Source organism: Roseomonas sp. SRI_022, assembly GCF_057586215.1.
Window position 1 is genome coordinate 36,922 of record NZ_JBYCZL010000006.1, and the last position, 13,188, is coordinate 50,109.

Sequence of the window (13,188 nt, forward strand, 5' to 3'; positions counted from 1 at the left end):
GCCATGAGTGGCCTGTTCTTCCTGGCAATGCTGATCGCCATCGTCTGGCTGGCGATCTGGTCCGCCTTGCCGCGCCCCTGGCAGGGCGGCGGATGGTGGCTCTTCGACATGCGCGAGCCGGATGGCGGCGCCCCAGCCGAACAGGCGCCCGAGCCGGCCCGCGTGGCGCTGCGGCAACGTCGCGCCCCGTCCCGCGTTCGGCGCTGACGGGGGACGGCGATGCTCATGCCATGCCCTGCGGGGCCGGTGCCGAAGGTCAGCGTGGTGATCCCCGCCTTCAAGGCCGCTGCGCTGCTGCCCCAGGCGATCGCCTCGGTGGCGGCGCAGACGATGCGGGAAATCGAAGTGCTGGTGGTGGACGATGCCAGCGGCGACGACACGGCCGACGCGGCGGAAGGCCTGCTGCGCAGCCATGGCTTGGTGCATGCCGTGCTGCGGCTCGGGGTCAATGGCGGCCCCGCGGTCGCGCGCAATGCCGGTGTCGCGGAAGCTCGCGGCGACTATGTCGCCTTCCTGGACGCCGACGACGTCTGGATGCCGGATAAGCTCGCATTGCAGGTTGCGCTGCTCGATGCACATCCGCGCGTTACGCTGTGCGGGTGCCAGGCGGATTGGGTGGATGGCACGGGGCGGACCGTGAGCCCGCTGTTCGAGGACCTGCCCGAGGTGCTGCCGGATGGCTGGCGGCGGCTGCTGTGGAACTGCTTCGTCGCCACGCCCTGCGCGATGGTCCGCCGCGCCGATCTCGGGATCCGGCCGTTCGATCCGGAACTGCGCGTCGGCGAGGATCGCGACCTCTGGATCAAGCTCGCGAGCAACGGCGCCGTCGGCCTGGTTCAGCCCTGCATGGCGCGCATCCTGGTCTCGCCAGGCAGCTTCATGGCGAGGCATACCGAATTGGTGCTGCGCTGCACCTGGCCGATGGTCGAGCGCCACCTCGCCAACTTCGCCGATGCGCTGACCCCGCTCGACCGGCTGCGCGTGCGCGGCAGCCTGCACAGCCAGATCGGCAAATCCCTCAGCGCCCAGCCGGGCCGGTTCCTGGACAGCAGCCGCCACCTGCTGGTCGCGGCGCTTTCGGGCTACCGCCCGGTGGACAGCCTGCGTCACCTGGCCTTCACCGCGCCGGGCCTGCGCCACGTGAAGCGGCATGTGAAGGGGAGGCTCGGGCTGTGACGGCGGGCTTCATCCCGGCCGACCTTTCGGCGCTGCATGGCCCGGTCCTGTGCGTCGTCATCGACACGGAGGAGGAATTCGATTGGAACGCCCCCTTCGCGCGCGACAATACCTCGGTCACAGCCCTTGGCTGGTTGGGGGAGGGGCATCGGCTGTTCCACCGCTACGGGCTGCAGCCGGCCTATCTGATGGACTACCCGGTCGCGACCGCGCCGCAGGCACGCGACACCTTCGGCCCCTGGTTGGCAGCCGGGGAATGCCTGGTCGGCACCCAGTTGCATCCGTGGGTGAACCCGCCCTTCGAAGAAGTTGTCTGCCCCTACCATTCCTTCCCCTGTAACCTGCCGCCCGAACTCGAACGCCGGAAGCTGGAGGCGCTGACCGACGCAGTGGCGGAGACGCTCGGCGTGCGGCCGGTGATCTACAAGGCGGGGCGCTATGGGCTCGATATCGGGCGCGAGGCCATGCTCGCCGGGCTTGGCTATCTGATCGACACCAGCGTGGTGCCGAACCGCAGTTTCGCGGGCAGCGGCGGCGGGCCGGATTTCTTCGGCTACCCGGAACAGCCCTTCTGGAGCAGCGCCGAGCAGCGCGTGCTCTACCTGCCGGTCAGCCAGTCCCTGGTCGGTCCGATGCGCTCCATGGCGCGCGGCCGGGGCGGGCGAGTGGTGTTCGGCCCGGCGCTGCGCGCACTGCACCTGCCGGGCATCCTGGCCCGCACCCATCTGCTGGAACGCATCATGCTGACGCCAGAGGGCACCTCGCTGGCCGAGATGTGCCGCCTTGCCGATGCGCAGCGCCGGGCTGGCGCCAAGGTTTTCATGCTGTCCCTGCACAGCCCGTCCCTGATGCCCGGGGGCACACCCTATGCGGCAAGCGCGGCTGACGTGGCTGGCCTGCTGCGGCGCATCGAGGGCTTCCTCGAACACTTCTTCGGCCGCATGGGCGGGGCACCGATCAGCCCTATCGCCCTGCGCCAGTGCATCCTCGGCCAGGAGGCCGACCTGCCGGGCGCCGTGGCATCATCGCCCCCGTCCCGCCATGGCCAGGCCGGGTCGCGCGGCGTCTCCGCACCCACCGCCAGGATTGCACATCCGACATGACGATCACCCGACACGAAGGCCAGCCTCGGACCATCCTGGTCACCGGCGGATGCGGTTTCATCGGATCGCACCTTTGCGCTGCGCTCGCCGCGGACGGAGTGCGGCTACGCATCCTCGACAACCTGTCGACCGGGCGCTTGGAGAACCTGCCGCCTGGCGCGGAACTGTTGCGCGGCGATGTCGCCGACGCCGCTCTGGTTCGCGAGGCAATGACAGGGGTGGATGGCTGCTTCCACCTGGCCGCCATCGCGTCGGTGGAGAAGGGGGTGCGGGACTGGCTCGGCACCCATCGCGCCAACCTCACGGGCAGCATCGCCGTTTTCGACGCGGCGCGCGGGGAAGCGGCCGCGACGGGCCGGCCGGTGCCGGTGGTCTATGCGTCCTCCGCTGCCGTCTATGGCGACGCGACGGCCCTGCCGATCGAGGAGACGACGCCGACGCGCCCGCTCTCGGCCTATGGTGCGGACAAGCTCGGCAGCGAGTTGCATGCCCGCGTCGCCGGCGTGGTGCATGGCGTGCCGACCGCCGGGATGCGGTTTTTCAACGTTTTCGGGCCACGCCAGGACCCGGCCTCGCCCTATTCCGGCGTGATCTCCATCTTCTGCGAGCGGATCCGTCGCGGCCAGCCGGTGCGCATCTACGGCGATGGCGAGCAGACCCGCGACTTCGTCTTCGTGGCCGACGTGGTGGCGGCGCTGCTCGCAGCACTTCCCATCGCCGCGCGCGACGCACCGGTCTTCAATGTCTGCCGCGGGGTCGCCTGCACGGTGAGGGAGTTGGCGCAGGAGATCGCGGCGCTGTGCAACCGGCCCCTGCTGGCCGTGCAGGAGGCGGCGCGGCAGGGCGAGATCAGGCACTCCCTCGGGTCGCCACGGCTGGCCCGGGCGTCACTGGCCCTTGGTCCATTAACGCCATTGCGCGACGGGCTCGGGAAGGTGCTCGATTGGATGGATCAGGAGATGCCGGACGCGCGGAACGCGGCGCCGGCCGGCGCGCTCAGAACAGCCCGAGACGCGAGAGCCCGAGGGAGATGAGAGCCCACAGTCCGATCGACATGCCCAGGATCACCGCGGCAGCCGCCGGCCAAGCCAAGCGCTGCGCCTCAGGCACAACCGAGAGGCTCATCGCCTCGGTCGCCGGTATCCTGTCGGGTTGGTTGAGCACGTTTTTCGATCCCGTTGTCGGACCCGCCAGGGCGCTACCCAGAGGCGAGTCGCTACCACGACTGATAGTGCTTAGGAGATTGGTCAATGCCTATTAGATGCAAGCAGTGGTTGTCAACTTGTATCCTTTTCCGCCTCCTGTTGCGCAAAGATCACAGAAATGTGTGACGGCATGGATTTCCCGAACTGCCCTGCGGCGACCTTGGGAGCCTGAGAATGTGTGGAATCGCCGGCATTTTGGAGAACCGGGACGGCGCACAGCCCATCACGGCCATTGTCCGGCGGATGACGGACGCGCTGCGCCACCGCGGCCCGGACGGTGAGGGTTTCCATGCGGAAGAGGGGCTTGCGCTGGGGCATCGGCGCCTGGCGATCGTCGATGTGGCCGGTGGCGCACAGCCGATGGCAAGCGAGGACGGCCGCTTCGTCCTCATCTTCAACGGTGAGATCTACAACCATGCCGTGTTGCGCCGCGAGCTCGAGGCCGCGGGGCATCGCTTCCGCACGCGATCCGACACCGAGGCGATCCTGCATGGATGGCGCGAATGGGGCGCTGGCTCTCTCAACCGGCTGGTAGGCCAATTCGCCTTCGCCATCTGGGACCGCGAGCGGTCCGAACTGGCCCTGGCGCGCGACCCGCTCGGAGAGAAGCCGCTGCACTATGCTTGGCTGCCCGACGGCTCCTTCGCCTTCGGCTCGGAGATCGTGGCGCTGCTGCAGGTGCCCGGCGTCAGCCGGGCGCTCGACCCGGTCGCGCTGGATGACTTCCTCGCCCTTGGATATGTGCCGGATCCGGCGGCCATCTACCGCGACATCCGCCAAGTGCCGCCTGGTCACTGCCTGGTCCTGCGACGCGGGGAGGCTGCCCGCGCCGTGCCGCGCCGCTACTGGCGCCTGCCTGTCTCGGCCATTGCGGCACCGGCGGACCCTCCGGCAGTCCTGCGCGAGCGTCTCGCGCAGTCGGTCGCGGCACAGTTGATGGCGGATGTGCCGCTCGGCGCCTTCCTGTCGGGCGGGCTCGATTCCGGGGCGGTCGTCGCGCTCGCAGCGGCGGCGCGCGACACGCCCCTCGACACCTTCACCATCGGCTTCCCCGGCGCGGGGGATGAACGTGGGGCGGCTGCCGAGGTCGCCTCGATGGTTCGCGCCCGGCACCGGGCGGAACAGGGCAGCGCCGACTATCTCGGCGCGGCGCGGCAGGTGGCGGGCATCTTCGGCCAGCCCTTCGGCGACCATTCGGCCGTGCCGACGCTGGCCGTCTGTCGCATGGCACGCCGGCACGTCACGGTCGCGCTATCCGGCGACGGCGGGGATGAGGTGTTCGGCGGCTATCGGCGCTACCGCTTCCATGCGCTGGTCGAGGGCATACGTCGTCACTTGCCGGCACCGCTGCGCCGCCGCGTCATCGGCGGCCTGGCGCGCGCCTATCCGAAGCTCGATCGCGCGCCGCGCTGGCTGCGGGCGAAGAACACCCTGACGGAGCTCAGCCTCGACAGTGCGCTCGGCTACTACGCGACGGTGAACAGGGTGCAGGCGGAGCGGCGGCGAGCGCTGTTCTCCCCGGCGCAGCGGAGCGCGGTGGATGGCCACGACCCGGCTGCGCGCTTCGTCGCGCTGATGGGCGAATGCGATCCCGACGATGCGCTCCTGCAGGCGCAGTATGCGGACCTGCACACCTATCTGCCCGGGGATATCCTGGCCAAGGTCGATCGCACCAGCATGGCGGTCTCGCTCGAGGTGCGGCCGCCGCTGCTCGACCCCGCGCTGGTCGCCTGGGGGCTGGCGCTGCCCTCCGCCTGGAAGATCCGTGACGGCCGCGGCAAGCATGTGCTGCGGCAGGCCGTGGCCGGCGACCTGCCGCCGGCCATCCTGCGGCGGCCCAAGCAGGGCTTCGCCGACGCCATCGCCGGTGAGTTGCGGCGCCGCGCAGGGGAAGTGACAGCGCGGCTGACGGGCGAAGCGATGCGTGACAGCGGGTTGTTCGATGCCACGGCACTGGTAGCGATGGCGGAGGAGCATGCCTCGGGCCGCTTCGATCACAGCCAGGCATTGTGGCAGTTGCTGGTGGTTGAGGGCTTCCTGGCGAATGAAGGCCGCGGCGCCATCGCGCGGGACGAGCCCGCCCTGGTGGAAGGATGAATGATGGCCAAGGCTGAGCCTGGCATCCTGGCGCGGACGGCACGCGGAGCAGGCTGGGTGGTCGCCTGGCGGATGGCGACGCGGTTGCTCGGACTGGTCTCGACCCTCGTGCTGGCCCGGTTGCTGGTGCCGGCGGATTTTGGCCTGGTCGCGCTGGCCACGAGCTTCGCCTTCGCGCTCGATGCCTGCTTCCTGGTGGGGGTCGAGGACCAGATCATTCGGGCACGGGACCCCGATCGCGCACTCTACGATACGGCATTCACCATAACGTTGATTCGTGGCGTCACCGTCGGTGTACTCGTAGCGCTCTGTGCGCCCTTCGCGGCCGCTTTCTTCGACGATGAACGGCTGACGGCAATTCTGTTCGCGCTCGCGTTGGCCTTGGCGGCGAGCGGCCTTGCCAATATCGGGGCGGTGGATTTCCGTCGGCATCTCGATTTCCACCTTGAGTTCAAGCTGATGCTTCTGCCGCGGATCGTCAGCGTGATCGCGACGATCGCGACCGCGATCCTGTTCCGTACCTATTGGGCCCTGGTGGTCGGCATCCTGCTGCATCGGGCGGGGGTCATCGCGATGAGTTACGCGATGCATCCCTTTCGGCCGCGCCTCAGCCTCACCGCCTGGCGTGACCTCGTCGGCGTATCCTTCTGGGCCTGGGCGATCGGATTGGCGATCATGGTGCGCGACCGATCGGACGCCGTCGTGATTGGACGCATGAGCGGGCCAGCGCAGTTCGGCACCTTCATGGCGGGGCTCGAACTGGCGACAGTCGCCACATCAGAGTTGGCGATGGCCGCCAGCCGGGCGGTGATGCCCGGCCTCGCTGACATTCGGCGCAACAATACCCCGGAAGCGGAACGTGAGGCGCTGCTGCGTATCGTACGCCTGATGCTGCTTTTCACGCTTCCGCTCGGGATCGGGGTCTCGCTGGTCGCAGCGCCGGCGGTCGTGGCGATGCTGGGCTCCCGCTGGCTCGACGCAATACCCGTGGTCGCCATCGCAGCGCTCGCCGGGGCATTCTCTCCGCTCGATACGGTGGGAGTTGGCTGGCTCCGGGCGCAGGCGGCCCTGCGCACCCTGTTGATAGCGGTCATGGGCAGCGCGTGCCTTCGCTTCGGGCTGCTACTTGTCCTCACCGGGCAATACGGCTTGTGGGGGGCGGCGCTTGCCGTGGCCATCAACATGGTCGCTGAGCCAGTGGTGATCTTCATCATCGTCGCGCGCCGCCTCAACATCGGATTGGCGAGCGTGTGGCAGGCGGCATACCGGCCGCTCGCTGCGGCGGTCTGCATGGCGACGCTGCTTGCGGGCCTTGGGCTGGGCTGGACGGCACCGCCGCCAGATGCGGCGGCCGCGCTTCGTATGCTCGCCGTCGCGATCCCGTCGGGGATCGCGATCTACGGCTTCGCACTACTTGCCCTCTGGTTTGCGGCCGGCATGAAGGCAGGAGCGGAATCGGATGCGCTGGACGCGCTTCGTCGCCTATCCGGCGCCCTGCGCCAGACACGGGTGTCCGGTCCAGGCATGGCGAGTTCGGATCGATGAAGCAGGGCAATATCGCGGAGAAACGCGTGTGAACGGCGATATTCCAGAATCTCAGGCTGGGCATACCGATCGATGGAAGGGCGCTATGCCATGATTCCGCACCTCGCTCCGGCGGCGCTCGCCCTGCTTCGCCATTACCCCCTGGCACGCGGGCGCTGGCGCTTGGCGCGGGCGCTCGACGCGCATTTCAAGGCGAATCCCGTGACCCGCTACTCGCGGGTTTCCGGCGGTGCGCAAATGCTCCTCGATACCTCTGACTTCGTCCAGCGCAGCCTCTTCCTGACCGGGGACTTTGAACCCGAAGTCAGTGACTGCATTCGGGCAAACCTGCGATTGGGCGATTGTTTCGTCGACCTTGGGGCCAATGTTGGATTCTACACATTGATGGCTGCGCGCTGCGTCGGCCCCGGTGGGCATGTGCTTGCCTTCGAGCCCAACCCCGCCACCTACGCCGCACTTTGCGCCAACATCGCGCTGAACCAGTGGGATCATGTGTCCGCTGTGGAATTGGCGCTGTCGGATGATTGCGGCACGGCTTCACTTTACGCGGATGCAAGAGGCAATTCCGGCGCGTCATCGCTGCTGCCGCGCGTAACGGCGGGCGCTGCCACGATTGTCCGGACGACGACGTGGGACGATTATGCCGCTCGGCATCCAGTACCGGCTCCGTCACTTGTGAAGATGGATGTCGAAGGCTTCGAACTGCACGCGCTGCGCGGTATGAAGGGGTTGCTGACAGCGCCAAACCGGCCGCGCTTTCTGATCGAGGTCTCCGAAGGCAGTCTCCGCGACGCTGGTGATTCGCGAGAGGAGCTCACCGCCCTGATGGCGGAACATGGCTATGTCGAGCAGGTTGTTTCGATGATCCGGAGGTCGAATCATCCGCACCACGGTGACTGCATTCAGTACGACGCGCTGTTCGTGCCCCGTCCATGATCCCGGTCCATCGCACCCCAAAGCGGATGGAAGGTGGTGAGCCAGAGCAGTGGCCGCGCTGCCTTGGCGAGGCTCGACTTGTATCGTCCGTCACCGGCCAGGAAGTCATAGTTCCGCGCGCCCAGGGCCAGTGCCTGCTCGACCGCAAGAAAATGGGCAGCGATGCCCGGCCTGCGCTCCGCACCCTCCGACACCACGAGACCGGACTGATAGGCGCACACCCAACCCGCGCGTCGCAGGTTGTAGAGGTATCCGAACGGCATATCCCCAGCGCTCGCGCGCAGGATATCGACCTCGTCGCGCGCGGTGCCCCGCGCGATCAGCGCCTGGTGGAACCGCAGCACGAACGCCTCGACGAAGGCACCAGGCTTGCCGCGCCGGCGCCAGGTCTCGCCATGCAGCCGCGACAGTTCCCCGAACCAGGCCAGCGCCTCGGGCACATCCGAGGCGCGTTCCAGCCGCACCGCGCCCCGTGCCGCATAGGATCGCAGCGAGCGGCGGATCTGCTGGCGGGTATTGGCGCTGAGTGTCGCGAGGTAATCGCCGCCAGCCGCGCGCACCGCGTCGAGATCGACATAGGGCGCGACGCGCTCCTGCCGCCGCCAGGTGAAGCCGTCGGCCGCGGCCGCGACCTCGGCCGGCACGCCGCCAAGGGTCATGCCCCAGACAGGGCCGCATCGCCACGCCGCGCGCATCATCCCGGACAGCAGCCCGGGCGGCGCATCCGCGGCGATCAGTGGCGCGTTGTGCTCGATGAAGGGCGCATCGAAGCGAGCCTGCCCGCTCTCGGACAGGAACAGACGGCCGGCCCGGCGATTGAACAGCGCGAGCCCCGCCACGACGCCGTCCACCTCGGCGCGCACCAGCATCGGGTTCGGGAAGCGTTCGGCGGCAAGACAGCCCATCCAGGTCCAGCCCTGGAAGATCGAGGCCTGGGGCGCGCGCGCCTCGAGCGCGCGCCACTCCGCCTCGAGCGAGGCGAGGGATGAGACGCGTCCGGCCTCGATGCGGATGGGCATGGCGCCACCGCATCACGGACTGCGGTCGCGGGCAAATGCGATCTGCGCCATCGCGGCGAGGGTGCGACCCATGCCGGAGGTAAGCCTCCGCGGTGCGCTGCCCGCGCTGCTGCTGCCGCCGCTGCTGTTCGTCCTGCTCGCCCTGGCGGGCGCGCTGTTGGTGCCGTGGTACCGGCGTGCCGGGGCAATCCTCGCCGGGGGTGCGGCCGTGCTGTTGCTGGTGCTGGCGACACCGATGGCGGCCGGGCTGCTGCGCGATTCGCTCGAGCGGGAGATCGCCGCCCCCATGCCCGCCATCCACCCGGGGGCAATCATCGTGCTCGGTGCCGACGTGGCGCGCGGCACCGCGGGGCCGGAGGTCGGGCCACTCACTCTGGAGCGGCTGCGCGCCGCGGCGGCGTTGCAGCGACGCACGGGGCTGCCGCTGCTGGTTTCAGGCGGACCGCTCGCGCCTGGGGAGATGCAACTCGCGCGGCTGATGGCGCGCAGCCTCACGGAGGATTTCTCCGTGCCGGTCCGCTGGGTCGAGGATGTCTCCCGCACCACCGGCGAGAACGCGATCCTGTCCACGGCGATGCTGTCCATGGCGGGCGTCGGGGCGGTGCATCTCGTCACCCACGCCTGGCACCTGCCGCGAGCGCAGGAGGAATTCTCCAGTACCGGCCTGGCGGTGGTGCCGGCGCCGGTGCGGGTCGATCTTGTGCCAAGCGGCAGGTTCTCGGATTTCCTGCCGCGCGCCGATCGGCTGGGGGATAGCTGGTGGGCGATCCGTGAATGGGCAGGGCGGGTTGTGCGCCGCCTCGGCGGCTAGGTGCATGGAGGTACTGCCCATCCTCGATGGCCGGCTGCCCGCCGATTGTGACCCCTTCCTCGCCGCGCCGCGCAGCGGTGATGTCTTCGCCGGGCGCGCGTGGCTGGAGGCGACGCTGCGCCACGCCATGCCCGCGGGCGCGACCCCCGTGCTGGGTCTGGTGAAGGGGGTCGTGCTGCTGCCGTTGATGCAGCAGGGCGGCAGCCTGGGCAGCCTCACCACGCCCTACAGCCAGGCCTGGCGGCCGCTCGGCGACGTCGCGGCGATGCGTGAGGCCGGGTGTGACCTTGGCCGGAGGTTGCGTCTCGCGACGCCCTCGCGCTTCGATGCGATGGATCCGGACGCGCTGGCCACCGCGCCGCTGCTGGACGGGATGCGTGGGCAGGGGCTGCGGTTGTTGCGCTTTGATCATTTCGGGCTCCGGCAGGAAGACGTGCCGGCAGGCGCGGGCTGGGAGGGCTATCTCGCCAGCCGCCCCCCGGCGCTGCGCAACACCGTCACGCGCAAGCTCGCCCGTGCCGCCGCGTCCCTGACCTTCGAGGTCATTGCCGCGCCCGGTCGAGCCCTGGAAGCGGGCATCGCGGCTTTTGAGACAGTGCGCGCGCGAAGCTGGAAGCCCGCCGAACCCTTCCCGGATTTTGATGCAGCACTGATGCGCGGCCTGGCCATGACCGGGGAGTTGCGGCTCGGCCTGCTGCGGGACCGCGCCGACGGCAGCCCGGTCGCCGCGCAATACTGGGCGGTCTCCGCAGGACACGCCATCGTGCCCAAGCTGTTCCATGTCGAGGCGCTGCGGACGGCGTCGCCCGGCACGGTGCTGACCGCGATGATGATCCGACATCTGATTGAGACGGACCGCGTGCACGTGCTCGACTTCGGTCGCGGCGACGATGCGTATAAGCGCCTTTGGGTGGGGACGCGGCGTCAGCGCATCGGCGTGCTCGCTGTCGATCCACGCCATCCGGCGGGGCTGGTGGCGCTGCTGCGCCATGCGGCAGGTCACGTGCGACGACGCCTGCTGCCGGAGAAAGCACACGGATGAGGATCCTCTACAGCCATCGCATCCAGTCGCATGACGGGCAGGGCGTGCATCTGGAATCCCTGGTCACCGCGTTGCGCGCGCAGGGCCATGAGGTGCTGGTGGTCGGCCCGCCGGCCTATGCGAAGGCGGGCCTCGGCAAGGAGAGCCACGGCATCGCGCGGATCCGGCGCCTGCTGCCGGGTTTCGTGGCGGAACTCGCGGAGCTCGCCTACACGGTTCCCGGGTATCTGCGCCTGGCCCGCGCGGCACGGGCGTTCCAGCCCGATGCGCTCTATGAACGCGCCAATCTCTTCTACCTGGCCGGCGCGCTGCTGGCCCGGCGCCAGCGGCTGCCCTTCCTGCTGGAGGTGAATTCGCCGCTAGCGCAGGAACGCGCGGCCTTCGGGCGGCTGCGACTGCGGCGTCTCGCGCGCTGGTCCGAACACAGCATCTGGCGGCGCGCGGATCGCGTGCTGCCAGTCACCGACGTGCTCGCCGACATGATCGCGGCGGCCGGCGTGGCGCGGGATCGCATCACCGTGGTGCCGAACGGGATCGACCTCGCGGCATTCCCGCCGGGGCTCGACAATCGACCGGTGGAGCGGGCGGAAATCGTGCTCGGTTTCGTCGGCTTCGTGCGCGACTGGCACGGGCTCGACGCCGTGCTGCGATCGATCGCGGCGTCGCAAGGCGGGCCGCGCATCGTGCTGCAGGTGGTCGGCGAAGGGCCGGCGGTGCCGGGGCTGGAGCGGCTGGCCGCGGAACTCGGCATCGAAGCGCGGGTCCGCTTCACCGGCCTGGCGGAACGGGACCGGATCCCCGGCCTGGTCGCGGGCTTTGACGTCGCCTTGCAACCGGCGGCGGTCGGCTATGCGTCACCGCTCAAGGTCTTCGAATACATGGCTGCGGGGCGCGCCATCGTCGCCCCCGACCAGCCCAATATCCGCGAGGTGCTGACGCATGAGCGCACGGCGCTGCTGTTTCCACCCGGCGATGCGGCGGCGATGTGGGCGGCGGTGATGCGGCTCGCTGAGGATCCGGCGTTGCGCGAGACGCTGGGCGCAGCGGCACGGGCCGAGGCGATCCGGCGCGATTTCACCTGGGCCGGCAATGCGCGGCGCGTGGCGGAGATGGCGGTATCGCTCGGCACGCGCGCGGCGAGCGGGGCGCAATGACGCCTCCAGCCGGTCGCCTGCTGCTGCATGTTTTTCCGACCTTCGCTGTGGGCGGGGCCCAGATGCGCTTCTGCGCCATCGCCAACCACTTCGGACCGCGCTGGCGTCATGTCGTCGTCGCGCTGGATGGCCGGCAGGATTGCGCCGATCGCCTGCGGCCCGAGGTTCCTGTCACGCTGCATGCCAGCCCGTGCCGCGGTGATGGCGTGCTACGCGATTTCGGCCGCATCCGGGCGATGCTTGCGGAGCTTCGGCCCGACCTACTGGTGACGAGCAACTGGGGCAGCATGGATTGGGCGATCGCCAACCGCTTTGGTCCACGCCTGCCGCATCTGCACTCGGAGGACGGCTTCGGGCCGGATGAAGCGGCCGGGCAGAAGCGACGCCGGGTGCTGACGCGCCGTCTCGTGCTGCGGCGAAGCACTGTCGTACTGCCTTCGGCGACGCTGCTCGGCATCGCGCGCGGGACCTGGCGGCTGCCGGAGGCAGGCCTGCGGCACATTCCCAACGGGATCGACCTGCGCCGTTTTACCCCGGCGGCGAAGCGCTCCGATTCCGAGGCGCCGGTGATCGGCGCCGTCGCCACTCTGCGAGCGGAGAAGAACCTCGCGCGATTGCTGCGCGCCGTGGCTCGGCTGCGCGCCGACGGCGTGGCCTGCCGCCTGGTCGTGGTTGGCGACGGTGCGGAGCGCGCTCGGCTGGGGGCGATGTCGGCAGAACTCGGCCTGGAGTCCGCTGTACGCTTTGCCGGCGCGGTCGGCGATCCTGCCGCGGCCTATCGCGACTTCGACCTCTTCGCGCTGTCCTCCGATACCGAACAGATGCCGCTCTCGGTGCTGGAGGCGATGGCGAGCGGATTGCCGCTGGCCGCCACCGATGTCGGCGACGTGCGTGCGATGCTGAGCGCGGAGAATGCACCCTGCGTGGTGCCGCCGGATGACGCCGCGCTCGCGGCCAGCCTTGCGCGGTTGGTCAATGATGCTGCGCTGCGCGCCCGGCTGGGTGCCGCGAACCGGGTGCAGGCCGAAGCGCATTTCGATCAGGATCGCATGTTCGAGGCTTGGCGCGCGCTCTACGATGGCGCTGGGTGAGGGGGCTTC

At 69.5% G+C, this 13,188-nt stretch carries 12 protein-coding genes; 11 read left to right on the forward strand and 1 reads right to left on the reverse strand.

Annotated elements, in window-relative coordinates:
- The first annotated feature begins 3 nt into the window (after positions 1-3).
- The 7 genes from AC2YHJ_RS07445 (at position 4) to AC2YHJ_RS07475 (ending at position 8,062) form a co-directional block, all read left to right on the forward strand.
- Positions 4-207 (forward strand): hypothetical protein, encoded by a 204-nt coding sequence (locus AC2YHJ_RS07445; protein WP_487395057.1) that lies wholly within the window; start codon positions 4-6, stop codon positions 205-207.
- A 12-nt stretch (positions 208-219) separates the two neighbouring features.
- Complete coding sequence (locus AC2YHJ_RS07450) at positions 220-1,176, forward strand: glycosyltransferase family 2 protein (RefSeq protein WP_487395058.1); 957 nt, start codon at positions 220-222, stop codon at positions 1,174-1,176.
- Positions 1,173-2,279 carry a polysaccharide deacetylase family protein gene (locus tag AC2YHJ_RS07455; RefSeq protein ID WP_487395060.1) on the forward strand — a complete coding sequence of 369 codons (1,107 nt, stop codon included), beginning with the start codon at positions 1,173-1,175 and terminating at the stop codon, positions 2,277-2,279. Before AC2YHJ_RS07450 ends, AC2YHJ_RS07455 begins: the two co-directional genes overlap by 4 nt.
- Positions 2,276-3,313, forward strand: coding sequence for an NAD-dependent epimerase/dehydratase family protein (locus tag AC2YHJ_RS07460; protein WP_487395061.1), 1,038 nt, complete (start codon positions 2,276-2,278; stop codon positions 3,311-3,313). Before AC2YHJ_RS07455 ends, AC2YHJ_RS07460 begins: the two co-directional genes overlap by 4 nt.
- Before the next feature lie 345 nt (positions 3,314-3,658).
- Positions 3,659-5,581 carry an asparagine synthase (glutamine-hydrolyzing) gene (asnB, locus tag AC2YHJ_RS07465; protein WP_487395062.1) on the forward strand — a complete coding sequence of 641 codons (1,923 nt, stop codon included), beginning with the start codon at positions 3,659-3,661 and terminating at the stop codon, positions 5,579-5,581.
- 3 nt (positions 5,582-5,584) lie between these two features.
- Positions 5,585-7,126, forward strand: a complete 1,542-nt coding sequence (locus AC2YHJ_RS07470) for an oligosaccharide flippase family protein (protein ID WP_487395280.1) — start codon at positions 5,585-5,587, stop codon at positions 7,124-7,126.
- A 72-nt stretch (positions 7,127-7,198) separates the two neighbouring features.
- Entirely contained in the window at positions 7,199-8,062 is an 864-nt protein-coding gene (locus AC2YHJ_RS07475) for an FkbM family methyltransferase (protein ID WP_487395063.1), read from the forward strand.
- Here the strand turns inward: AC2YHJ_RS07475 and AC2YHJ_RS07480 are convergent.
- Entirely contained in the window at positions 8,029-9,081 is a 1,053-nt protein-coding gene (locus tag AC2YHJ_RS07480) for a GNAT family N-acetyltransferase (protein WP_487395065.1), read from the reverse strand. The genes AC2YHJ_RS07475 and AC2YHJ_RS07480 overlap by 34 nt on opposite strands.
- 70 nt (positions 9,082-9,151) lie before the next feature.
- Here AC2YHJ_RS07480 and AC2YHJ_RS07485 point away from each other — a divergent pair, with 70 nt between their 5' ends.
- From AC2YHJ_RS07485 to AC2YHJ_RS07500, 4 genes are read left to right on the forward strand one after another with little or no spacing between them, the layout of a single operon-like run.
- On the forward strand, positions 9,152-9,892 hold the full coding sequence (locus tag AC2YHJ_RS07485) for a YdcF family protein (protein WP_487395066.1): 741 nt from the start codon (positions 9,152-9,154) through the stop codon (positions 9,890-9,892).
- Positions 9,893-9,896: 4 nt separating this feature from the next.
- Complete coding sequence (locus AC2YHJ_RS07490) at positions 9,897-10,934, forward strand: GNAT family N-acetyltransferase (protein ID WP_487395068.1); 1,038 nt, start codon at positions 9,897-9,899, stop codon at positions 10,932-10,934.
- Positions 10,931-12,088, forward strand: a complete 1,158-nt coding sequence (locus AC2YHJ_RS07495; protein WP_487395069.1) for a glycosyltransferase family 4 protein — start codon at positions 10,931-10,933, stop codon at positions 12,086-12,088. The genes AC2YHJ_RS07490 and AC2YHJ_RS07495 overlap by 4 nt, the downstream gene beginning before the upstream one ends.
- Positions 12,085-13,179 carry a glycosyltransferase family 4 protein gene (locus AC2YHJ_RS07500; RefSeq protein ID WP_487395071.1) on the forward strand — a complete coding sequence of 365 codons (1,095 nt, stop codon included), beginning with the start codon at positions 12,085-12,087 and terminating at the stop codon, positions 13,177-13,179. The genes AC2YHJ_RS07495 and AC2YHJ_RS07500 overlap by 4 nt, the downstream gene beginning before the upstream one ends.
- Positions 13,180-13,188: the final 9 nt, after the last annotated feature.

Bases quoted from the DNA above. Each gene is read 5' to 3' on its own strand.
- AC2YHJ_RS07445 (WP_487395057.1), top strand. From the start codon at position 4: ATGAGTGGCCTGTTCTTCCTGGCAATGCTGATCGCCATCGTCTGGCTG.
- AC2YHJ_RS07495 (WP_487395069.1), top strand. From the start codon at position 10,931: ATGAGGATCCTCTACAGCCATCGCATCCAGTCGCATGACGGGCAGGGC.
- AC2YHJ_RS07470 (WP_487395280.1), top strand. From the start codon at position 5,585: ATGGCCAAGGCTGAGCCTGGCATCCTGGCGCGGACGGCACGCGGAGCA.
- AC2YHJ_RS07480 (WP_487395065.1), bottom strand. From the start codon at position 9,081: ATGCCCATCCGCATCGAGGCCGGACGCGTCTCATCCCTCGCCTCGCTC.
- AC2YHJ_RS07500 (WP_487395071.1), top strand. From the start codon at position 12,085: ATGACGCCTCCAGCCGGTCGCCTGCTGCTGCATGTTTTTCCGACCTTC.
- AC2YHJ_RS07450 (WP_487395058.1), top strand. From the start codon at position 220: ATGCTCATGCCATGCCCTGCGGGGCCGGTGCCGAAGGTCAGCGTGGTG.
- AC2YHJ_RS07490 (WP_487395068.1), top strand. From the start codon at position 9,897: ATGGAGGTACTGCCCATCCTCGATGGCCGGCTGCCCGCCGATTGTGAC.
- asnB (WP_487395062.1), top strand. From the start codon at position 3,659: ATGTGTGGAATCGCCGGCATTTTGGAGAACCGGGACGGCGCACAGCCC.
- AC2YHJ_RS07460 (WP_487395061.1), top strand. From the start codon at position 2,276: ATGACGATCACCCGACACGAAGGCCAGCCTCGGACCATCCTGGTCACC.
- AC2YHJ_RS07485 (WP_487395066.1), top strand. From the start codon at position 9,152: ATGCCGGAGGTAAGCCTCCGCGGTGCGCTGCCCGCGCTGCTGCTGCCG.
- AC2YHJ_RS07475 (WP_487395063.1), top strand. From the start codon at position 7,199: ATGGAAGGGCGCTATGCCATGATTCCGCACCTCGCTCCGGCGGCGCTC.